Origin of the sequence: Microvirga vignae, assembly GCF_001017175.1 — a bacterium.
GTDB classification, from domain to species: Bacteria; Pseudomonadota; Alphaproteobacteria; order Rhizobiales; family Beijerinckiaceae; genus Microvirga; species Microvirga vignae.
In genome coordinates this window covers 29,814-49,678 of record NZ_LCYG01000066.1, presented here as the reverse complement: position 1 = coordinate 49,678, position 19,865 = coordinate 29,814, and the positions used below count along the sequence as shown (strand labels likewise).

The 19,865-nt window shown below is 61.9% G+C and carries 17 protein-coding genes; 1 reads left to right on the top strand and 16 read right to left on the bottom strand.

Translation table 11 applies throughout. The features are described from left to right. Positions 1-308 precede the first annotated feature (308 nt). The 13 genes from AA309_RS23785 to nirB form a co-directional block, all read right to left on the bottom strand. Positions 309-665, bottom strand: a complete 357-nt coding sequence (locus AA309_RS23785) for a 4a-hydroxytetrahydrobiopterin dehydratase (protein ID WP_047191515.1) — start codon at positions 663-665, stop codon at positions 309-311. Positions 666-744: 79 nt separating this feature from the next. Next, on the bottom strand, positions 745-1,776 hold the full coding sequence (locus tag AA309_RS23780) for a cysteine synthase A (RefSeq protein ID WP_047191514.1): 1,032 nt from the start codon (positions 1,774-1,776) through the stop codon (positions 745-747). A 51-nt stretch (positions 1,777-1,827) separates the two neighbouring features. Next, positions 1,828-2,748, bottom strand: coding sequence for an MBL fold metallo-hydrolase (locus AA309_RS23775; RefSeq protein WP_047191513.1), 921 nt, complete (start codon positions 2,746-2,748; stop codon positions 1,828-1,830). A 122-nt stretch (positions 2,749-2,870) separates the two neighbouring features. Continuing rightward, a complete protein-coding gene (locus AA309_RS23770; protein ID WP_047191512.1) occupies positions 2,871-3,533 on the bottom strand; it encodes a peroxiredoxin in 663 nt (220 codons plus the stop codon). Between the two features lie 156 nt (positions 3,534-3,689). Beyond that, positions 3,690-4,349 carry a class I SAM-dependent methyltransferase gene (locus tag AA309_RS23765; protein ID WP_047191511.1) on the bottom strand — a complete coding sequence of 220 codons (660 nt, stop codon included), beginning with the start codon at positions 4,347-4,349 and terminating at the stop codon, positions 3,690-3,692. A 385-nt stretch (positions 4,350-4,734) separates the two neighbouring features. Further along, positions 4,735-5,412: a protein-L-isoaspartate(D-aspartate) O-methyltransferase gene (locus AA309_RS23755; protein WP_047191509.1), complete on the bottom strand. Its 678-nt coding sequence runs from the start codon at positions 5,410-5,412 to the stop codon at positions 4,735-4,737. Positions 5,413-5,617: 205 nt separating this feature from the next. Then, positions 5,618-7,027: a cytochrome P450 gene (locus tag AA309_RS23750; protein ID WP_047191508.1), complete on the bottom strand. Its 1,410-nt coding sequence runs from the start codon at positions 7,025-7,027 to the stop codon at positions 5,618-5,620. A gap of 291 nt (positions 7,028-7,318) precedes the next feature. Beyond that, on the bottom strand, positions 7,319-8,107 hold the full coding sequence (locus AA309_RS23745; RefSeq protein WP_047191507.1) for a bestrophin-like domain: 789 nt from the start codon (positions 8,105-8,107) through the stop codon (positions 7,319-7,321). A 418-nt stretch (positions 8,108-8,525) separates the two neighbouring features. Continuing rightward, positions 8,526-8,771, bottom strand: a complete 246-nt coding sequence (locus tag AA309_RS23740) for a hypothetical protein (protein WP_047191506.1) — start codon at positions 8,769-8,771, stop codon at positions 8,526-8,528. Between the two features lie 83 nt (positions 8,772-8,854). Continuing rightward, positions 8,855-10,591, bottom strand: coding sequence for a bifunctional protein-serine/threonine kinase/phosphatase (locus AA309_RS23735; protein ID WP_047191522.1), 1,737 nt, complete (start codon positions 10,589-10,591; stop codon positions 8,855-8,857). A gap of 209 nt (positions 10,592-10,800) precedes the next feature. Further along, complete coding sequence (locus AA309_RS23730; protein WP_047191505.1) at positions 10,801-11,646, bottom strand: formate/nitrite transporter family protein; 846 nt, start codon at positions 11,644-11,646, stop codon at positions 10,801-10,803. 88 nt (positions 11,647-11,734) lie between these two features. Beyond that, positions 11,735-12,067 (bottom strand): nitrite reductase small subunit NirD, encoded by a 333-nt coding sequence (gene nirD, locus AA309_RS23725; RefSeq protein WP_047191504.1) that lies wholly within the window; start codon positions 12,065-12,067, stop codon positions 11,735-11,737. Then, a complete protein-coding gene (gene nirB, locus AA309_RS23720; protein WP_047191503.1) occupies positions 12,064-14,514 on the bottom strand; it encodes a nitrite reductase large subunit NirB in 2,451 nt (816 codons plus the stop codon). The genes nirD and nirB overlap by 4 nt, the downstream gene beginning before the upstream one ends. A gap of 489 nt (positions 14,515-15,003) precedes the next feature. On the opposite strand from nirB, the gene AA309_RS23715 reads away from it, so the two are divergent. Further along, the gene (locus AA309_RS23715) at positions 15,004-15,909 is read left to right on the top strand and encodes an SDR family oxidoreductase (RefSeq protein ID WP_047191502.1); all 906 of its coding nucleotides are present in this window, start codon (positions 15,004-15,006) and stop codon (positions 15,907-15,909) included. Here AA309_RS23715 and AA309_RS23710 read toward each other — a convergent pair. The 3 genes from AA309_RS23710 to AA309_RS23700 form a co-directional block, all read right to left on the bottom strand. After that, positions 15,893-16,720 (bottom strand): uroporphyrinogen-III synthase, encoded by an 828-nt coding sequence (locus AA309_RS23710; RefSeq protein ID WP_047191501.1) that lies wholly within the window; start codon positions 16,718-16,720, stop codon positions 15,893-15,895. The two genes, AA309_RS23715 and AA309_RS23710, sit on opposite strands and share 17 nt — an antisense overlap. An 18-nt stretch (positions 16,721-16,738) precedes the next feature. Further along, the gene (gene cysG, locus AA309_RS23705) at positions 16,739-18,217 is read right to left on the bottom strand and encodes a siroheme synthase CysG (protein WP_047191521.1); all 1,479 of its coding nucleotides are present in this window, start codon (positions 18,215-18,217) and stop codon (positions 16,739-16,741) included. Between the two features lie 332 nt (positions 18,218-18,549). Then, positions 18,550-19,812 carry a CmpA/NrtA family ABC transporter substrate-binding protein gene (locus AA309_RS23700; protein WP_047191500.1) on the bottom strand — a complete coding sequence of 421 codons (1,263 nt, stop codon included), beginning with the start codon at positions 19,810-19,812 and terminating at the stop codon, positions 18,550-18,552. Positions 19,813-19,865: the final 53 nt, after the last annotated feature.

Here is a 19,865-nt window from a genome sequence, read left to right as displayed (position 1 = left end):
GCGACGCACGGCCGGTCCATACATCCGGGTCAAACGCGGAAGTCCCCTGCCCTTCTTGAGCGCCCGCTGACCGCTCGCAAGCTGACCAAGGCGCTAGATCCGGGAAGTGCCAAGAGCAAACACCTGGTGAAGCAGACACCTGATGAAGTTGGAAACACCGTCAGATCGAATGCCCGCAGGCAGGACACGTTGCTCCGGACCGTATGACAGCTGCATCATGCCAAGGACAATGGATCAGCCCGGGTGACAGGGATCGGGGAATCGGCCTATCAGGCGAAGCAGAGCTGTCCCGGCTCCTGCCATCTTCGTCAGGGGCCGAGCGATATGTTGTCTGCCAGGTCATCGATCTTCGCAGCCATAATGAAGTCATTCTCGTGCAGTCCCTGGATCTTCTTGGTCTGGAGGGACACCGTTGCATAGCCCCAGCCGAAGCTGACATCGGGGTGATGCCCCTCGGACTCGGCCAGTTCGGCCACCTTCCTCACAAAGGCGAATGCTTCGGCGAAATTCCTGAACGTATAAGTCCTTTCGATCCGCCGCGCCTCATCCTGGATTGACCAATCAGGGATCTGCTTCTGGAGCGCCGCGACCTCATCCGACGTCAGCGGCGGGATCCCGCCCTGACAGGGTGTGCAGGTCTTTGTGACGAGGGTTGTTACGGTCACAATCTCCTCCGTTTGGGTCTGATGTGCTGAGCCTCTTCTCCCGAGACCAACTCGCTTTGAACTGAATTCGGGTGGGATCTTATATGAGACACTTGTCCAGCGTACTTTCCCGCTCCAGCCATGCCGGCACCGGAAGGTTCTTGGAGCGGAGGAACTCCGGGTTGAACAGCTTCGACTGGTAGCGCGTGCCGTAATCGCACAACACGGTCACAATCGTATGGCCGGGACCGAGGTGCTTTGCGAGACGGATCGCGCCGGCGACATTGATCCCGGAGGATCCACCCAAGCACAAACCTTCGTGCTCCAGGAGATCGAAGATGATCGGGATCGCCTCCTCGTCCGGAATCTGAAACGCCACGTCCGGCCTGAAGCCCTCGAGGTTCTTCGTAATCCGCCCTTGGCCGATGCCCTCGGTGATCGACGACCCCTCCGCCTTCAGCTCGCCGCGTGTGTAATAGCTGTAGAGGGCGGCGCCCATCGGGTCGGCAAGACCGATCATGACCTTGGGGTTGTGCTCCTTGAGCGCAATCCCAACTCCGGCCAGGGTGCCTCCTGTTCCCACGGCGCAGATGAATCCATCCACCCGTCCCTCCGTCTGAGTCCAGATCTCCGGGCCGGTAGTGACGACGTGTCCATCACGATTGGCGACATTGTCGAACTGGTTGGCCCAGATCGCGCCGCTTGACTCGCTTTGCGCCAACTGCTCGGCAATCCGCCCCGAGACCTTCACATAGTTGTTGGGATTGGCATAAGGCACGGCTGGCACTTCGATGAGTTCGGCGCCGCAGAGCCGGAGCATGTCCTTCTTCTCCTGCGTCTGTGTTTCCGGAATGACGATCACTGTGCGGTAGCCCAGCGCATTTCCCACGAGTGCAAGGCCGATGCCGGTGTTGCCCGCCGTACCCTCGACGATGACTCCTCCGGGCCGTAGAAGCCCCCTCTTCTCGGCATCCCTGATAATGAACAACGCCGCGCGATCCTTGACCGATTGTCCCGGGTTCATGAACTCGGCTTTGCCCAGAATGGTGCATTCGGTCAGCTCGGACGCCCGCTGCAGCCGGATCATCGGCGTGTTGCCGATCGCATCAACAATTCCGTGATGGATGGACATGTTCGGCGCTCCTGTCCCTGCTGGCATCGCTCCTGCACCCGGGGCCCTGGGCTAATCCCAGACGGCGTAGGGCAGTGCATCGAGTGGGATCTTGAGATAACGAGTCCCGTTGCTCTCCGGCGCCGGCAGGCGACCGCCAGTCATGTTCACCTGCAGCGCGGGCAGGATCAGCTTCGGCATCGGCAGCTTCGCGTCGCGTGCCTGACGCAGCGACGCGAATTCATCCTCAGTGCGGGCCTGCAGGAGATGAACATTCTGAGCCTTTTGGCTCGCAACAGTGCTCTCCCAGGCCGGCGCCCGTCCGCCGGGCATGTAATCGTGGCCAACGAACAAGCGGGTCTCGTCAGGCAGGCTGAGGATGCGTTGGATCGTGCGCCACATGGCCCTCGCATCCCCACCGGGAAAATCACACCGCGCTGTGCCGTAATCGGGCATGAAAAGCGTATCGTGAATGAAAGCCGCATCACCGACGACGTAGGTGATGGAAGCAAGGGTATGTCCGGGGGAGAAGAGGACCTTCACGTCCATGGCACCGATCCGGAAAACATCGCCGTCGGCCATCAGGCGGTCCCATTGCGAGCCGTCCGCAGGGAAGTCGGCAAGGTTATAGATCTTCTTCCAGAGCCGTTGAACGTCCACGATCCGCTCGCCGATGGCGGTTTTCGCTCCAGTCCGCTCCTTCAGGTAAGCGGCGGCGGAGAAATGATCCGCATGCGGATGCGTATCGAGGATCCACTCGACTGTGAGATCGTGCTTTCTCACGAAGTCCAACAGGGCATCGGCGGAGACGGTCGCGACCGAACCGGACTTTTCATCGTAATCGAGCACCGGATCGATGAGCGCGCAATGACGCGTCGCTGGATCGGAAACGACATATTGGATGCTGCAGGTGCGCCGTTCGAAAAAGGCATTGACCTGTGAGCGGCAGGTGGAGCGATCGAGAGCCGACTGGGATAAACTCGCTGTGCTCATTGCTCCGGCTCCCGATATGCGCGCTCGATCGATTTGGGCCGAACAACCGTCGGGCCCAATCGATGCTGTGCTCAATCCGATCTGTCGGCCCTGGCTGCTGCCGACCGATGGGAAACTGCTGTTCAGGCCTGCGGCTGCGGCACAATCCGGATGTACGGCTTCGGCGCCTTCCAGCCCTCCGGATAGATCCGCCGTGCCTCGTCATCCGAGACCGAGCCCGCGATGATGACATCCTCACCCTGTTTCCAATTCACAGGAGTTGCGACCCTGTGCTTGGCGGTGAGCTGGAGCGAATCGATGACGCGCAGCACCTCATCGAAGTTGCGGCCGGTGGTCATCGGATAGACGAGAACCAGCTTGATCTTCTTGTCCGGTCCAATGACGAAGACATTGCGCACCGTCTGGTTGTCGGCCGGTGTGCGCCCTTCCGAGGTACCGCCCGTGCTTGCCGGCAGCATGCCATAGAGCTTGGAGATCGAAAGATCGGGATCCCCGATCATCGGGTAATTGGGCGCAGTGCCCTGGGTCTCCTGAATATCGGCGCTCCACCGGGCGTGATTGCTGATCGGATCAACGCTCAGCCCGATGATCTTGACGTTGCGTCTGTCGAATTCGGGTTTGATCTTCGCCATGTAGCCCAATTCGGTGGTGCAGACGGGGGTAAAGTCTTTGGGATGGGAGAAGAGCACGCACCAGGAATCGCCGATCCATTCATGGAAGCGGATACGCCCTTCCGTCGTCTCCGTCTCGAAGTCCGGTGCGACCTCGCCGATCTGGAGTGTCATGTAAACCTCCTGCTGCAAGCGAGCCCCCGTGCCAGTGACCGAATATACACGTCAAGGATACAGCGGTGAAGCCATAAGCTGTTTTAAGACGGAGGACACGCGGCGCTACCTGCGTTGTCCCGATTGCCGCCCTGGTGGCGATGAGGGTTGCGCTAGTCACGGGATGCGTTCGGCGAGCTGGCGATCCGGCGCGGAGACTGCACGCCGCTGGAAGCGGGTGAACACAAAGCGCTGCCGGGCGCCCGAGGGCGTTTGATGGTCTTCCTCGAACGCGTCCAGAACCTCGAAATCCGTTCCAAGAAGGCCTGCGATCATGTCCCGGTCAGCTCGAAGAACAGGCAGGCCGCTGCACCGCTCGGGCCCGCTCGGGGCGAAGCCCGAGATCAGCACGAATCCGCCGGCTCTCACCGCACGGCGGAGCGCATCCGCATAGGCGGCGCGATCCTGCGGTTCCGACAGGAAATGGAGCACCGCCCGGTCGTGCCACAGATCCACAGTGAAATCCGGCATCCATGCAGCGATGTCGGCGACGATGAAGCGGACCGAACGCGCCTTCTCGCCGAGGCGGGCCCTGGTTCTTGCCAGAGCCGTGGCCGAAATATCCAGCACGACGACATTCGTGAATCCATCTTCGAGAAGGGCGTCAGGCAGCCGGGACGCCCCTGCCCCGACATCGAGGATGCAGGCTTCTCTCGGCAGATTGCAGGCACGGATCAGGCGCAGCGATGTTTCCGGCGTCGCCTGGAACCAGCTGACCGCATCTTCCGCCTTGGTCGCGAAGATCTTCTCCCAGTGCTCCTGCCGCGTGTCCGACATCAGGCCTCCTCTAGGCTGACCGTGTCCGTGGGCGACGTTGCCGAAGAGCCCATGGTTTATTGTACCACCATCCTCTCGCCCATGTTGCGGGTCTCGCCAGTAACCCGCGTCGCCATTCCATCGCACCCTTCTGTCGGCCCAGGCAGGCACATGAACCTCCCGTTCGCGAGCCCTGCCGCCTCTGTATCGGCCAGAACCGCCCGCCAGAGGCTGAGGGTCTGCTTAGGGCAGGAATGTCTGGGTCTCCTTCCTAAGGCGGGCGATCAACTTTCGTCTGGGGCGTACCAAGCGACAGCGTTCGGATCCGGACACACAGGATTCGCGCCCAAGGCAAAGGCTGACGACATCGTGTTCGCCATCCGAGTGCACCACCTCATCAGCTGCTTCACGTGATCGTCTCAAGCCGGCTGAACCGGACAGGCAGGAGTTCCTGAACTCTCGTGTGATCATTGGCATCCTTCTCGATGACCGTGAGATGCTGCATCTCTTCCGGACCCAACGGCATCACCAAGCGCCCGCCTGGCTTGAGTTGATCAACCAGGGCGGCCGGTGCCTTGTCAGCCGCCGCCGACACCAGGATCTTGTCAAAAGGGGCATGCTCACGCCAGCCGCGGGATCCGTCTCCCTCCCGGATCTCAATGTTGGCATGACCGAGCTGGCGAAGGAGACGGCGTGCGACGCCGGCGAACTCCTCGACAATCTCGATGCTCCAGACCCGATCTGCCAGTTCCGCCAGAATCGCCGTCTGGTACCCTAGGCCGGTTCCCACCTCGAGCACCTTCTCGTTTGCTTGCGGGGACAACAGATCGGTCATAAGCGCCACGATAAAGGGCTGCGAGATCGTTTTGTCGAAGCCGATGGGCAAAGGCGTGTCCTGATAGGCATAAGGTGCAAGAGGCGCCGGGACAAAGAGATGCCGAGGCACTTTCCGCATCGCGGCCATCACCCGCTCATCTAAGGCTGCCTTGCCGATTTCCTCGCTGACAAGATCGGCATGAATGGCGATCATCTCGACCATATGCCGACGCAGAATTGCTAAATGGCTCTCGTTCATCGGCTTCATAGCGGTCAGCTTTCATTCGCGCCACTTGATGGCGGTCTGCCTATAGGCGGTTGACTACTCGGGATAACGCTCAGGATGGCTGCCGGGTTGGCCAAGTGGCCCTGCTCTGCTGCCGCTCGCTGGTAGCCTCACACCCTGGGGCACCAGCAGCTGGAAGGATCCTGCCATGTGCAGGGGCCGCATCGGCGATCGGCTTCAAGCGCAGCTATTCCTTCGACGTCTGCGTTGACTTGTTCTCGACGCCGCCTGCCTTGATCGGTCGTGAGACCAGCCTGACCCAAACCCCGCCGCCAGGACGCAGCGTGATGGAGGGATTCGGCTGAACCGGCCGATCCGTCTGCCATTCCAGCCGAAACTGTTGGGCCACTGTTGCGAGGATCAGCACTGCCTCCATCATGGCAAAACGGTTGCCGATGCAGATGCGCGGCCCGCCGCCGAACGGCATGTAAGCAAAGCGCGGCAGTTCCTTGGCCAGATTGCCCGCCCAGCGTGCGGGCTGGAATGCTTGTGGGTCGTCGAACCAGCGAGAATCCCGGTGCATCACCCAAGGGCTCACGTAGATCGTGGTGCCCGCGGGCACGTGGTATCCGGCGATCTCACAATCCGCCAGCGCCTCACGGCCGATGGCATAGGCGGGCGGGTACAGGCGCAAGGCCTCGCTCACCACCTGTTCAGCGAGGCGAAGGCGAGGCAAATCATCGACCGTCGGTGACCGTCCTCTCAGGACCGTATGCACTTCCTCTGCAAGCTGCGCGTCCACCGCGGGGTGCAATCCGAGGAGATACCAGGTCCAGGAGAGGGTCAGGGCCGTGGTTTCATGCCCGGCAAGGAGCATGGTGATCACCTCGTCCCGGATCTGGCGCTCGCTCATGGGCCGGCCCGCCTCATCGCGGGCCAGCATCAATTGGGACAGGAGATCGCCACGATCTTCAGTCTTGTGGCGCCGCTCAGCGATGATCCGGGCAACCAACTGGTCCGTCCGCCGTACACCGCGCCGGTAGCGGAGATTGCCCGGGAGTGGAATAGCATCGGGTATCCGGAACGGGCGCCGGAATCGAACCGAGATCTGCTCCATCACCTCATCGATCGCCTGGCTGACTTCAGTCACGTCCTGGCTCGCCTCTGCATCGAACAGGGTCTTGGCGGCGATCTGCAGGGTCAGACCCATAGCCTCCTGGTGCACATCGAGAACCTGCCCTGACTGCCATTGCTGGAGCATGCGTTCGGTGAATTGCACCATGGTGTCAGCGTAGCTGTTCAGCCGCGACCCGGCAAAAGCCGGCGCTGCCAGACGCCTCTGCTGGTGCCAGAACTTCCCCTCGCTGGTGAGCAGCCCGTGACCGAAAATGGCTTCGACATGGCGCCAGAAGAAGCGGTGCTTGATGAAGTTCTGGTGGTTCTTGACCAGGACGTATTCCACCAGGTCAGGATGATTGAGGAGCATGGCTGGCCAAGCGGCCAACCGAAAGCTGACGATGTCGCCATATTGGCGCGCGCACCGTGTGAAGAACCCCAGAATGTCGCGTCCGAGGTCGGGCAAACTCCCGAGGAAGGGCAGCCCCTTCGGACCAGGAGCGCTATGCGGCGGTGAACCGGGTGAGACGTGCGTGACCATGACTCCTCCGCAACGTCTGAAGCCGAGAGGATGAACGATCGGATGTCCCCGTCAACCTGAACGACGCTGATGGCTGCTCCTGGGGATCGGCAATGGAATGGAAGCTGCCCTTGAATGTGATCCAAAAGGGCAGCTTAGGGTGAGACTCTGATATTCACTACTCTACGGGAACGTCCGGTGTCGCATTCTGAAGCAGACGTTCGGTCTGCTTGCGGGACATGCACTTGCGAGACATGCAGTTGTCTCTGGGCCATGCTCCTCTGCAACAGCAGCGCCGAGTTCCACCAGCGCTTACGGCTGGGCTTTCGCTCCAAAGTCTTCCAGCACCGCCAAGAGTGGCTCCGGATCCACCCTCACTGGTCCCGCGAACGGATGGTTGATGGCGATGATCACAAGCAGCCCCGAGAAGATCAGGAAGGTCAGGATCCCGGTCATCATGGCCTGGACGCGCAGGTTCTCGGTGCCGAAGAACAGCGTGAAGCCGATCGTCAGGACAGCACCGCCGACGAGCACGAACCAGAGCACCCCAGGGACTGCGCCAGAGGCCAGAACGAGCCTCGTGCGGCGCGCCTCGGTCAGGAGATCAAGCTGACGGAGCGCCTCGTCTAACAGAGAGGTCCCGCGGCCGTCGCCCGGGGTGAACGTCAGCAGGGCCGTATAGGTGGTGTCGAGGGCACGGGTTGCCTCGCGGCTTGCCCCACTCCGCGCCATCGCAGGCCAGTCCTCCGTCACAGCCGACCTGAGATAGCGGGTCAGGCTATCGCGGAGAGCCTCACCAGGACCCTCTCCAATCCCGTTGGCCAAGCGGTAGAGGGTCGCGGCCGCGCCCGCCTCCTGAGCCGCAGCACTCTCCGCCTCGCTGAACTTTTCCCAGACGATGATGACGGCAAAGGCCAGCAGCACCGCATAGAGCACACCGACGGTCGCAAAGGTGAAACCGGCCACCTCATTGTTGATCCTGAGCCGCTCTGAGGGAACGCGTCGGCGCACGAAAACGGGGGCAGCCATGGCAAGCAGGGTTGCCAAGCCGATGAGAAGGGCGCCCGACAGCCAGAGGGGTTGGGTGTCCAGGAAGATCATGTGTCGCCCTGCTCCGATCCCGTCCCATCGACTGATGGGAGTAGCAAGGAAGCCTGATTGCTTTCCTGGCCCACACTTTAACAGCGATCAATGCTTACGTCTGTATCACCGCTGCGGGTTAATCCAGGAGATTCCCCTGCCCTTCGGGAGCGTCTGGTGTTCTCCTCATGAGCAGACCTTCGGCCTACTTCCGAGAAGTGCCAGAAGCGGTCATTCTCTCGGCCACGGCTGACAGATGGAGACCATCTGACCTAACCTTCCTGCGATCACCGGCCGATGACCTGTTCAGGACCGAGAGATCCGGCGTCGCACGCGTTGCGGCTCTACAGCCACCGTCCCATCGAGAAGGCCCGCTTCAATAAGATGGAGCGGGCGAGATTCCTTCGGAAGAAGGGTTTATGGTCCGGTAGACGGCGGATCAGGCGGCTTTGACGCCTTGAAGGAAGGTTGCGACCTCGCGGCTGAGCTCGTTCGAGTGGCGGGCCAGTTCCTGGGCGGCTCCCTGCTGCACGTCCCCGATGCTGCCGGTCACCGCGTCCGTGCCGCGGGCGGCTTCCTGCACGTTGCGGGCGATCTCGCGGATCGAGATCGACAGCTCCTCGGTGGCGGCGGCCACCGTCTGCACATTGGCCGAGGTCTGCTGGGCCGCCGACGAGACGGTCATCGATTGCTGGGGGCTGATCGGCCACGGAGGTCATCGACTGAGCCGTGGCTTCCATCCGCGTCGGCGATGGCGCCGCCCGTGCCTCATCCGTCAAGAGTCAAGCGCCACAGCAAAAGGATGACGGCCAGGGCAAGAATGCCCGAGACGCATTTCCAGAATACGACAGGGTTGCGCTGGGCTAACGGCGGGCGAACCGTCTTCAGGAGGGTCGGATTGGGATGGCGCAGATCAAAGGTGAATTCCGACAGGGCCTCGTATCGCTTCATGGGATTCGGATGCACGGCCTTGCGCAATGCCTGATCGATCCAGTCCGGCACCTGCGGATTGATCTCTGATGCCGGGATGTAGCGTAGCCGACTCTGCTGCATGAGGCTGCGTGTCTTTGGTACTTCGGCACCATAAGGAAGCCGCCCGGTAAGCATCTGGTAGACGATCACACCAAACGAGAAGAGGTCCGAGCGCCAGGTGCCTCTCTCCCCGACGAAATACTCCGGAGCCGCGTACTGCGCCGTGCCGAGGATATCGTCACGAACCGCCTCCGGCGCGGCCTCGACGACGCCGGCAACACGCGTAGATCCGAAGTCGATGAGCTTCACCGTACCAGATCGGTCGATCATGATGTTCTGCGGCCGCAGATCCTGATGCAGCATCTCGAGACGATGGAATGCGCGCAAGCCCTTGGCGATCTGCTCGGCAATGTCGCGCACGGTCTCCAGATCCGGGTTCGGATGGTCGATCATCCACTGGGCCAGCGTCTGGCCTTCGACATACTCCGTCACGACATAGAGATGATTACGCTTACGAGAATGCGGCGGAGCCTTGACGACATGGGGGCTGTTCAGCCGCCGCGCGACCCATTCCTCCATCATCACGCGTTTAAGATGATCGGCATCGTTCCGAATGTCGGTTGAGGGCACCTTGAGCGCCACGGATTTCTCGGTCTGCGTATCGAGAGCGAGATAGACATGACTGCGGCTGCTCGCGTAGAGCTGGCGCAGAACTCGATACCCATCCAGCGCAGATCCTGGGTCAGGCAGCGGCGGAGGCGTGAGATCCGCGGCATCAGCCATGAACTCGCCTGCTTCCCCATCAGGCACTGCTTCGATCCGCACGATCTGAACTGTCAGATTATCACGGCTACCTGCCCGCAGCGCCTCTTCCACGATCGCGCGTGCGGCACGGTCGAGATCGTCCGCATGTGCTTTGGCGGCGGTCGCAATCACGCTGCCGCTGACATGCTCGTGCACGCCATCGCTTGAGAGGATGAAGAGATCGCCTACCCGCAGCGGCACGGCGCGATAGTCGATTTCCACAATCGGCTTCGCGCCGAGCGCCCGGGAGAGATAGCTCTGTTGCGAGGACACAGTGACGCGGTGATCGTCGGTCAACGGCTCCAGAGTGCAACCAGCCAGCCGGCTCACACGGCAATCTCCAATATGGAAGATGTGCGCGAGGCGCGATTTCAAGATCATCGCCGTGAAGGTGCAGACATAGCCCCTGTCCATGTCGCTGGCGTACTGGCCGCGCCGGGTCTCGGCATAAAGCCATGAATTGGTCGCACTGATAACTCGCTGCGCCGCAGTTTTGACGGACCAGGCATCGGAGGTGCAGTAGTAGTCTGTGAGAAAGCTCTTGATCGCCGATTCCGCGGCAATGCGGCTCACAGAACTCGTGCTGATCCCATCAGCGATCGCGATGGCGATGCCCTTGAGGGCGAGGACCGGTCCGGTCGGGGTCAGGGCGGCGTGGAAGTCCTGATTGGTTTCCTTATGCCCCTTTTCGGAATGTTGTCCGATCGAAACCGTCAGTGGGCGCATCATGAGAACACCGGTAATGGAAACCCCGCTCCAGCGCCTCGTGCGGAACCGGAGGTCCGCGTCAGCGACCCGGAGGGCCACGGCAGTGAAAAGGGGACCCGGTTTTCCGCGATCAACGATGCGCCAGTTAAAGAGAAGCATCGGATGGAGCCCGAAAGTGGTGTCCACTTTCGGGCCCGGGGCTCTAGTGCGGGATTCCAGTCTGCGTCTGGTCACTCGGCAGGGAAAGCGGCCATACCCACTCCGAGATCGGTATTGCGCTTCGCGCCGGTGCGCACATGGGTCGAGTAGAGTGTGAGGCCGACGAAGGCAAGGCCACCGACAAGGTTGCCGATGATGGTCGGAATCTCGTTCCAGATCAGATAATCCATGATCGAGAAGTTGCCGCCGAGCAAAAGGCCTGAAGGGAAGAGGAACATGTTCACGATCGAATGCTCGAAGCCCATGTAGAAGAACAGCATGATCGGCATCCACATGGCGATCACCTTGCCCGACACCGAGGTCGAGATCATGGCGCCGACCACGCCGGTCGCCACCATCCAATTGCACAGCACACCACGGATGAAGAGCGTGAGCATGCCTGCCGCGCCATGGGATGCGTATCCCACTGTCCTGCCCTCGCCGATCACGCCAATCTTCTGACCGATCGCGTCGGGCGCCTGGGTGAAGCCAAACGTGAAGATGATCGCCATCATCACCGCGACCGTGAAGGCGCCCGCGAAGTTTCCGACGAATACGAGGCCCCAATTGCGAAAAACACCGCCTATGGTCACGCCCGGCCGCTTATCGATGAGAGCAAGGGGAGTGAGCATGAGAACGCCTGTGAGCAAGTCGAAGCCCATCAGGTAGAGCATGCAGAAGCCCACCGGGAACAGGATTGCGCCGGCGAGCGGTTGGCCCGTCTGGACGTTGATGGTGACCGCAAAGGCGGCTGCAAGCGCCAGAATGGCGCCGGCCATGTAGGCGCGGATCACCGTGTCCCGTGTCGACATGAAGATCTTGGATTCGCCGGCATCGACCATTTTGGTGACGAACTCGGCAGGTGCGAGATAAGCCATCGAAGTTCCTTTCCTGAGTGTAGAGCGGCCGAAGTCCAGCGAGTGGCCGCAATGGTGGTTCCGTCTGAGTTGACCTGTGCTGAATCTCTTATGCAGCTTTCGCCATGAGGGCGGAGGCTGCGAGCAGGATGCGCGCGCCGTTGATGCGCAACGGGATCTTGTGAGCGCATCCTTGATCCGCGCCCTGCGCCTCGCCGCTCTTCAGGCTGATCACCCAATTGTGCAGCGGACAGGTCACGGAATGACCGTGCACGATGCCCTGCGACAGGGGACCGCCCTTGTGGGGACAACGATCCCGAAGGGCGAAGAAAGTGCCGTCCGCCGCCTTGAACACAGCGATGTCCCCACCGGGTGCCTGCACGACCCGCGACCCGAGAACCGGCACGTCATCGACCGCGCCCACGTCGATCCAATCGCTCATTCCGCTGCCTCCGCCAGTGTGAAGTTGGCCATGGGGTTGAACTCATGCGCATCGTGTCCGGCAACCCGTTCGGCCCACGGATCGATCTGCGCCTTTTTCTGCGAGATCTCGAAGCGTTCGAAGAGGGCGCGGCGCTTCTCGCGGTCATCGACCACGATCATGCGGATCGCATCCACGCCGACCCGATCGGCCCATTTGTACATGCGCTCGAGATAGTGGCCCTGCTCGCGGTAGAGCTGAGTCAAAGCCGCAATGACCTCGATACACTCGTCCTCTCCAGCGACCTTGCAGAGCAGTTGCGTGCCCTTGATGTGCAGACCGGCCGCTCCCGCGAAATGGATCTCGAACCCTGAGTCCACGCAGATCACGCCCACATCCTTGCAAGTCGCCTCGGCGCAGTTTCGCGGGCAGCCTGAGACGCCCATCTTGACTTTCGCGGGCGTCCATGAGCCCCACATGAATTTCTCGATCTTGACGCCGAGGCCCGTGGAGTCCTGCGTCCCGAAGCGACACCAATCTCTGCCCACGCAGGTCTTCACCGTGCGCAGGCCCTTGGCGTAGGCATGCCCGGAGACCATGCCGGCGTCATTGAGGTCGGCCCAGACGGCGGGAAGATCCTCCTTGCGCACGCCCAGCAGGTCGATGCGCTGACCGCCCGTGACCTTCACCGTCGGAATGCCGTATTTCTCGGCCACATCGGCGATGGCCCGGAGCTCCCGCGGGTTTGTCAGGCCGCCCCACATGCGCGGCACGACCGAATAGGTACCGTCCTTCTGGATGTTGGCGTGGACACGCTCGTTGATGTAGCGGGAGCGCCCGTCATCCTCGTATTCCTCGGGCCAATCGCACAGGAGATAGTAGTTCAGCGCCGGACGGCACTTGGCACAGCCGCAGGAGGTCTTCCAACCGAGTTCCTGCATGACAGCCGGGATCGACTTCAGCCCCGCCGCGTGAATGAGGCGGCGCACCTCGTCGTGACCGAGATCGGTGCACCCGCACATGGGCTCCGTGGCGGCGCGGGAGAACTTGTCGCCGAGCGTCAGCGCCATCACCTGCTCGACCAGGCCGGTGCAGGTTCCGCAGGACGCCGAGGCTTTCGTATGCGCCCGCACGTCGGCGAGAGTGGACAGGCCCTTGTCGGTGATCGTCTGAACGATCTTGCCTTTGCACACGCCGTTGCAGCCGCAGATCTCCGCATCATCCGGCAAGGCTGCAACGGCCGCCATAGGGTCCAGGGGAACGCCTCCGACGTAGGACTGACCGAAGATCAGCGTGTCGCGCAGCTCCGACACGTCACTCTCCTTGCGCAGGAGATCGAAGAACCAGGATCCGTCCGCCGTCTCGCCGTAGAGAACCGTGCCGACGATGCGGTTGTCCTTGAGAACGATGCGCTTGTAGATCCCGCGGGCCACGTCGCGCAGGACGATGTCCTGCCTGTCATTGGCTTCGCTGAAATCCCCCGCCGAGAACAGGTCGATGCCTGTCACCTTCAGCTTCGTTGCCGTGACCGAGCCGGTATAGGCGGCTGTCACATCGTCTGCGAGCTGTGCGGCAACCACCTTGGCCATCTCATAGAGTGGCGCGACGAGGCCGTAGCAGGTTCCCCGATGCTCCACGCATTCGCCGACAGCGAAAACATCCGGATCGCTGGTACGCATGTCGTCGCCCACGAGGACACCCCGGTTCGTCTCCAGGCCGGCCTCCTTGGCGAGAACAGCGTTGGGTCTGATGCCGACGGCCATCACGACGATGTCGGCGGGAAGCTCGGTGCCGTCATCGAGCTTGACCCCGGTGACATGCGTTTCGCCGAGAATAGCATGGGTGTTTGCCTTACAGCGAACCGCGATGCCGCGCTCCTCCATCGCACGCTGCAGGAGATACCCCGCCGACGGGTCGAGCTGGCGCTCCATGAGAGTTGGCATGAGGTGGAGAACCGTGACGTCCATGCCCTGTGCCTTCAGGCCTGCAGCAGCTTCGAGGCCGAGAAGTCCGCCGCCGATGACGACAGCCCGGCCACCTTTTTGAGCCGCAGCCAGCATGGCGTTGACATCATCCAGGTCGCGGTATGTGACGACTCCAGGAAGGCTCACGCCCGGGATCGGGATGATGAACGGCAGCGAACCCGTGGCGATCAGGAGCTGATCGTAGTCCGCCGCCGTTCCGTCGGCCGCCCTTACGCATTTCGCATCTCGATCGATCTGCACAACCTGCTTGCCGCGATGCAGGGTGACCCCGTTGGCTTCGTACCAGGCATCGTCGTGGATCAGGATGTCTTCGTAGGCTTTCTCGCCGGACAGGACAGGCGAGAGCATGATGCGATTGTAGTTGACGCGCGGCTCTGCGCCGAAGATGGTGACTTCATAGGCATCCGGAGCGTGCTCGAAGAGCTCCTCCAGCGCACGGCCAGCAGCCATACCGTTTCCGATAACGACCAGCTTCTTGGGCATCCCAGTCTCCCTGAGAACGTAGAAATTCCACGGCGCCTCCTTCTTGGCACGACGACGCAAGCACAAAACCGCCGCTTGAAGTGACCACGTGCTGCTTGCGCAGCATCCAAGCCATTCATGCGACGTCGTTGTCGGAGCAATGCCAGATGAGAGGCAAGACAGCCTGATATCTCTGATCAGACGGTCGAGCGGAGTCTTTGGACTTCGTTGTCGTGACCCGCGTTGTTCTTGAAAGCTACCGAGTGCACGCTTTTTGCTCAAGGAGATAAATTGAGCACGGTGGCTAACATATGATCAGCCTTATGCCCTTGGAGTGATCACCATAACCGCTCGCTTCTCCTGATCGTTCGGCCGAGCTACGAAGAAGCAGAATACGGAACTGGCCAGTGGCGGCACGAGACGAAGCGGCACTGTAAGGAGGATTTGCCGGTTCTCTGTTCCTTCGATAAACTCCGGTCAGCACTCAGACATTCCTGTCGTATCCCTTCCATGAATCTTTTCGTCTTCGGCCCCGGTTACACTGCACAGCAATTCATCGGTCCTTACCGGCACCGTTTCGCACGGATCGGCGGCACGCTTCGCTCCGAGACGAAAGCCGAAACGCTGGAGGCTTCCGGGATTATTCCTTACTTCTTTGATGCCGAGAGATATGATCCGGGCATTGTCGATGAAATTCGTCGCGTCGATGCCCTGCTTGTCTCGATACCGCCTGCCCCCGGATCCGATCCCGTCCTGAGATCGTTGTCCGATGCAATCGCATCGGCCCCGCGCCTGCGCTGGATCGGATATCTTTCGACTGTCGGCGTTTACGGCGATGCGAACGGCGCATGGGTCGACGAGAATACCCCGCCCAGCCCTGTCAACGAACGCTCGCGTCATAGGATCGCTGCCGAGGGACAATGGCTCGATCTCGGAAAGGGCGCGCCATTCTCCGTCCAGATCTTCCGCCTCGCCGGCATCTACGGGCCAGGACGCAACGCTCTCCTGAAAGTCGCGAATGGAACGGCTCGGCGCCTCATCAAGCCTGGACAGGTTTTCAACCGCATCCATGCCGCCGACATCGCGCACGTTCTGATGGCGTCCATCGATCGACCAAGCCGCAACGCGATCTACAATGTTGCCGACGACGAGCCGTGCCCTCCCCAAGACGTGATCGCGTATGCGGCTCGCCTTCTGGGTCTTGAGCCGCCTCCGGAGGAGCCGTTCGCGACAGCCGATCTCAGTCCCATGGCCCGCTCCTTCTACCAGGACAACAAGCGGGTTCGGAATACGCGCATCAAGGACGAGCTGGGAGTGAGGCTTCGCTTCCCCACCTATCGCGAAGGCCTCGAGGCGCTCCACGCCGCTGGTGAAGGCGTCGGATCATCGGGTGAGAAGATCAGGCGAGAGGAATAGCGCTCGCATCGGTCACCAGCATCTTACCAAGTGCAACGACCATGGGCTTGAGATGAAAGCTGTCCTTCGGCATCACCGCAACAGGCCAGCCTGCCTCCGCGATGGCCTGCGCCGTGACCGGACCAACGGCAGCAATCAGAGCCCGCCGCATCGCCGCATCGAGTTCCGCTGTTCTGCCGAACCGTCGCGCAACTTCCTGAAGCCGACGCACCTGCGCCGTGCTGGTGAAAGCGATCAGATCGATGGCTTCCGTGACAAGCTCATCGATGAGGCGGGCAACCCGCTCGTCCTCCTCCTCCGAGGCATAGCGGTAGCAAAGAACAGGATCAGCCTCGGCACCAGCCTGATTCAGAAACGCAGTCAGCAGATGCTCACCTCCGGGATAAAGCTGCACGCCGATGCAAGTGCCACTCAGATCCAACGCAGACAAGGTCGCGATCAAACCGGCCGTGGTGGGCTCCTCTGCGGCTATATCCGGTGTGAGACCGATGCCGCGCAGGACCTTGGCCGGCTTCGGCCCGCGGACGATCTTGCGCGTCCGGCGAAGGCCGGCGATCACTTCGGCCTCGATGCCGCTGCGCCGAGCGAAATCAAGGAGACGGCTCAGTCCCTCGCCCGTATAGAGAACAAGGCTGTCGTGCCGTCCTTCGGCAAGCCGCTTGAGCCAGACCTGAACCGGTGCAGCATCCTCCACATCGTGGATCGACACCAATGGACAGCGAACAGCGATTGCGCCGTGCCGCTCAAGCATGTTCACGAACAGATCGAGCTCGCGGCTCTCGGGCACAGCTATCCTTCGACCCTGGAGCATGATCCGTCCTCCCTTTGCTTACGCTTCCGCCAGGAGCCGCTGGGCAGATGCGGGAACGCACCGCAGGCTCGATTGACCGACCCTGCCGAAGACGCGGCCGATGCCGATGATGACGGGCTTCGAAGGATCGCGCCGGTCGCTTGCCTCGCCGAGATCCGAGATGGAGCCTGCCCAGCGCTCGTCACCCCGCGACACGTTCGACACCATCACCGCCGGAGTCTCCGGGGAGAAGCCTTCCTCCATCAACCGCGCGGCAATCGCGCCCGCCGTTCCTCCGGCCATGTAGAAGATCGTCGTGGTGAGAGGATCCGCCAGGCCGCGCCAATCGAGGTTGTCCGGAATGCGTCCCGTCTTCGCGCATCCGGTCACGAACCGAACCGACTGCGCGATCTCGCGATGGGTAAGGGACACGCCCAGCGCCGATGCAAGGGCGATGCCGGCGGTGATGCCCGGCACCACATCCACGGGAACGCCGGCGCACTCCAGGTATTCGATCTCCTCCCCGGCCCGCCCGAAGATCATGGGATCGCCGGACTTCAGGCGAACCACGTGCTTTCCCTGCAGGGCCAGGCGGGTCATGAGATCATTGATGTCTTCCTGTGCGCAGGATGAGCGCCCTCCCCGCTTTCCGACCATGAGGCGCTTCGCTTCACGGCGGGCGAGTTCGAGGACGTCCTCCGAAACCAGATCGTCGAAGAGAATGACGTCGGCGCCTTGGAGCGCCCGTACGGCCTTGAGGGTCAGCAGTTCCGCATCGCCTGGCCCCGCGCCGACGAGCGTGACACGCCCCACGGCCCCGACGGGCCGCGCCGCGATGTGTCTGAGCACGGCATCAGCACTCGATTCCATGGCCTCCGGCGGGCGGCCCTGGAACGCCAGATCGGCGAAGCGCTCCCAGAACGCACGCCGGGACAGCCCCGGAGGCAGTTGCTCCATGATGCGCTCGCGCATCGCCTTGGCGAGCGCGGCCCATGAGGACAGGGACGGATGCAGCAATGTCTCGATGCGACGCCGGATGGCTTGTCCCAGGATCGGCGCGGCTCCGTCGGTCGAGATGCCGATGACGACCGGCGAGCGGTTGACCACCGAGCCGAACTGAAAATCGCAGTAGCCGGGCTTGTCGACCACGTTCATCGGGACGCCGGACCGACGCGCCGCCGAGGCGAAGGCCTCCGCCTCGCCTTCCTCCTCGAGATCCGCGACTGCGAGAGCGGCATCGTTCAGGATCTCGGGCGTCCAACTCCTGCGATGCAGCGTGAGACGGCCATCTGCCGCTCCGCGAGCCAGCAGGGCCTCCATCTCAGCGCAGATCTCCGTCGCATAGACATCCACATGGGCTCCCGCCGCGGAGAGAAGCTCCGCCTTCCAGGCAGCGCCAGGCGACCCGCCGATGAGCACGGCGCGCTTGCCGCGCAGGTCGAAGAAGACCGGCAGCTTGGCGAGGCGGCCCAAGCGGCCGGGCTCGGCTTCGGACGGCTTTCTTAACGGCTGCAGCATCAATGACCTCCGGATTCCATGCGGGCACAGGTCGTCCACGCCGATCACGAGGACCTTGCCTGAACGCAAAAAACGCCGCGTGATGAACCGCATGCCGCTGCAACGGCACTGCAACCAATCATGCGACGTCGTTGTCGGGAAAATGCCTCTTCAGAAGGCACGTGCGGCCGATCGTCGTTGATCGGCGCTGCTGATCAAGGCGGCTACGACTTCATTGTCTGACCAAACCTTGGGAAAAAGGTTAGCACTGCACGGAATTCGCTCAAGTCGATTGTTTGTGCATGATACGCCTATTGTCTGTGCCCGATTGCGTATTTCGCCGCCATTGCGGTCTACTTCGTCCTGATCGCAAAGCCGCTCACGTAACCCGGGATATCGCTCGGGTCGAAAGCACGCCGGTCAATGAACGCATCCGCGGCCAGGGTGAGGTCCCCGCCTGCGGTGGGAACGACGGTCGAACTGGATCCAACGCCCTCGACCTTGCTGTCGATGAGAGGAACGGCCGTTGCCGAGCCTGCGAGAACGCTGCGATAGATATCTGGCCGATAAGCGGCTTCGACCTGTGCAAGGCAAGGCTCATCGTGAGCGACCTGCCCCCAGCGGACCATTTGACTGTAGATCCACCGGGCCTGACTGATCCAGGGGAAGTTGGCGGCCTGCCCGTGGAACATCAGGTAATTCTCGATCGATCGCGTTCTGCCGCCCGGATCGACAGTGAGTTCTCCCTTGAGAAGCCGCAGGATCATATCCGGCGAGATGCCCACACAAGCCCGATCACCCAGCATCTGAGCCAAGCTGCCGTGATTGCCGGGATCGTCGCACCAGCGGGCGGCGGCATCCAGCGCCACGATCAACCGCGATAAGGTCTCCGGGTTCTTCTCCGCCCAGTCGGGACTGACGCCGAGCACCTTCTCCGGGGCGGACGGCCATATGTCGGCCTTGGTGGCCACAATTCGGCCCACGCCCTTTTCGACGGCGATCATGTTCCAAGGGGCGTTGACGCAGAAGCCGTCGATAGCCCGCGCCGCCATGGCATCCACCGTCAGCGGCGGCGGGACCACCGTCATGATGACGTCGCTGTCCGGGTCGATGCCGCCGGCCGCAAGCCAGAAGCGGAACTCATAGTTATGGGACGAGAACGGGTAGGTCATGGCGAAGACGAGCGGCTTGCGGCCCTGACGCCTCCTGCGTTCGATCACGGCCTTCAAAGCGAGAGCGTTTGCAAGCGCATCCTCCGAGCCGTCGAGGTCGGCGGCTATCTGCATCTCGCGATACAGTTCGAGCGAGAGCGTTACGCTGTTGCCCCCACGCCCAAGAGCGAAGGGCGTGAAGCAACGATATGGATTCGAGCCGAGACCCAGGTGGGAGGCGACCGGCATCGGGCTCAGCATGTGAGCGACGTCGAACTGCCGGAAGGCCAGCCTGTCGCGGATGTTCGACCATGACACATCCTTGACGAGTTGCAGGCGAATGCCCTCGCGTCGGGCGAAGCCCTGCTCTTCAGCTGCCGCAAGAACCGCCATATCGAGGAGCGGAATGAACCCTATGCGCACCAGCCGCTCCGGCGAGGGCCGGCCTGTGTTTCGGGTCGGCATATCGTCCGATGATCCTGATTGGCTGACCGGATGCCCCCCGAATGCTTGCGAAT

What these genes read in the sequence shown, in the direction of transcription:
- AA309_RS23730 (WP_047191505.1), bottom strand. Translation starts at nt 11,646, where the DNA reads ATGGCTTATCTCGCACCTGCCGAGTTCGTCACCAAAATGGTCGATGCC.
- AA309_RS23780 (WP_047191514.1), bottom strand. Translation starts at nt 1,776, where the DNA reads ATGTCCATCCATCACGGAATTGTTGATGCGATCGGCAACACGCCGATG.
- AA309_RS23710 (WP_047191501.1), bottom strand. Translation starts at nt 16,720, where the DNA reads ATGCTCCAGGGTCGAAGGATAGCTGTGCCCGAGAGCCGCGAGCTCGAT.
- AA309_RS23745 (WP_047191507.1), bottom strand. Translation starts at nt 8,107, where the DNA reads ATGATCTTCCTGGACACCCAACCCCTCTGGCTGTCGGGCGCCCTTCTC.
- AA309_RS23755 (WP_047191509.1), bottom strand. Translation starts at nt 5,412, where the DNA reads ATGAAGCCGATGAACGAGAGCCATTTAGCAATTCTGCGTCGGCATATG.
- AA309_RS23700 (WP_047191500.1), bottom strand. Translation starts at nt 19,812, where the DNA reads ATGCCGACCCGAAACACAGGCCGGCCCTCGCCGGAGCGGCTGGTGCGC.
- AA309_RS23765 (WP_047191511.1), bottom strand. Translation starts at nt 4,349, where the DNA reads ATGTCGGACACGCGGCAGGAGCACTGGGAGAAGATCTTCGCGACCAAG.
- AA309_RS23750 (WP_047191508.1), bottom strand. Translation starts at nt 7,027, where the DNA reads ATGGTCACGCACGTCTCACCCGGTTCACCGCCGCATAGCGCTCCTGGT.
- cysG (WP_047191521.1), bottom strand. Translation starts at nt 18,217, where the DNA reads ATGCTGCAGCCGTTAAGAAAGCCGTCCGAAGCCGAGCCCGGCCGCTTG.
- AA309_RS23715 (WP_047191502.1), top strand. Translation starts at nt 15,004, where the DNA reads ATGAATCTTTTCGTCTTCGGCCCCGGTTACACTGCACAGCAATTCATC.
- AA309_RS23740 (WP_047191506.1), bottom strand. Translation starts at nt 8,771, where the DNA reads ATGACCGTCTCGTCGGCGGCCCAGCAGACCTCGGCCAATGTGCAGACG.
- AA309_RS23735 (WP_047191522.1), bottom strand. Translation starts at nt 10,591, where the DNA reads ATGATGCGCCCACTGACGGTTTCGATCGGACAACATTCCGAAAAGGGG.
- nirB (WP_047191503.1), bottom strand. Translation starts at nt 14,514, where the DNA reads ATGCCCAAGAAGCTGGTCGTTATCGGAAACGGTATGGCTGCTGGCCGT.
- AA309_RS23775 (WP_047191513.1), bottom strand. Translation starts at nt 2,748, where the DNA reads ATGAGCACAGCGAGTTTATCCCAGTCGGCTCTCGATCGCTCCACCTGC.
- nirD (WP_047191504.1), bottom strand. Translation starts at nt 12,067, where the DNA reads ATGAGCGATTGGATCGACGTGGGCGCGGTCGATGACGTGCCGGTTCTC.
- AA309_RS23770 (WP_047191512.1), bottom strand. Translation starts at nt 3,533, where the DNA reads ATGACACTCCAGATCGGCGAGGTCGCACCGGACTTCGAGACGGAGACG.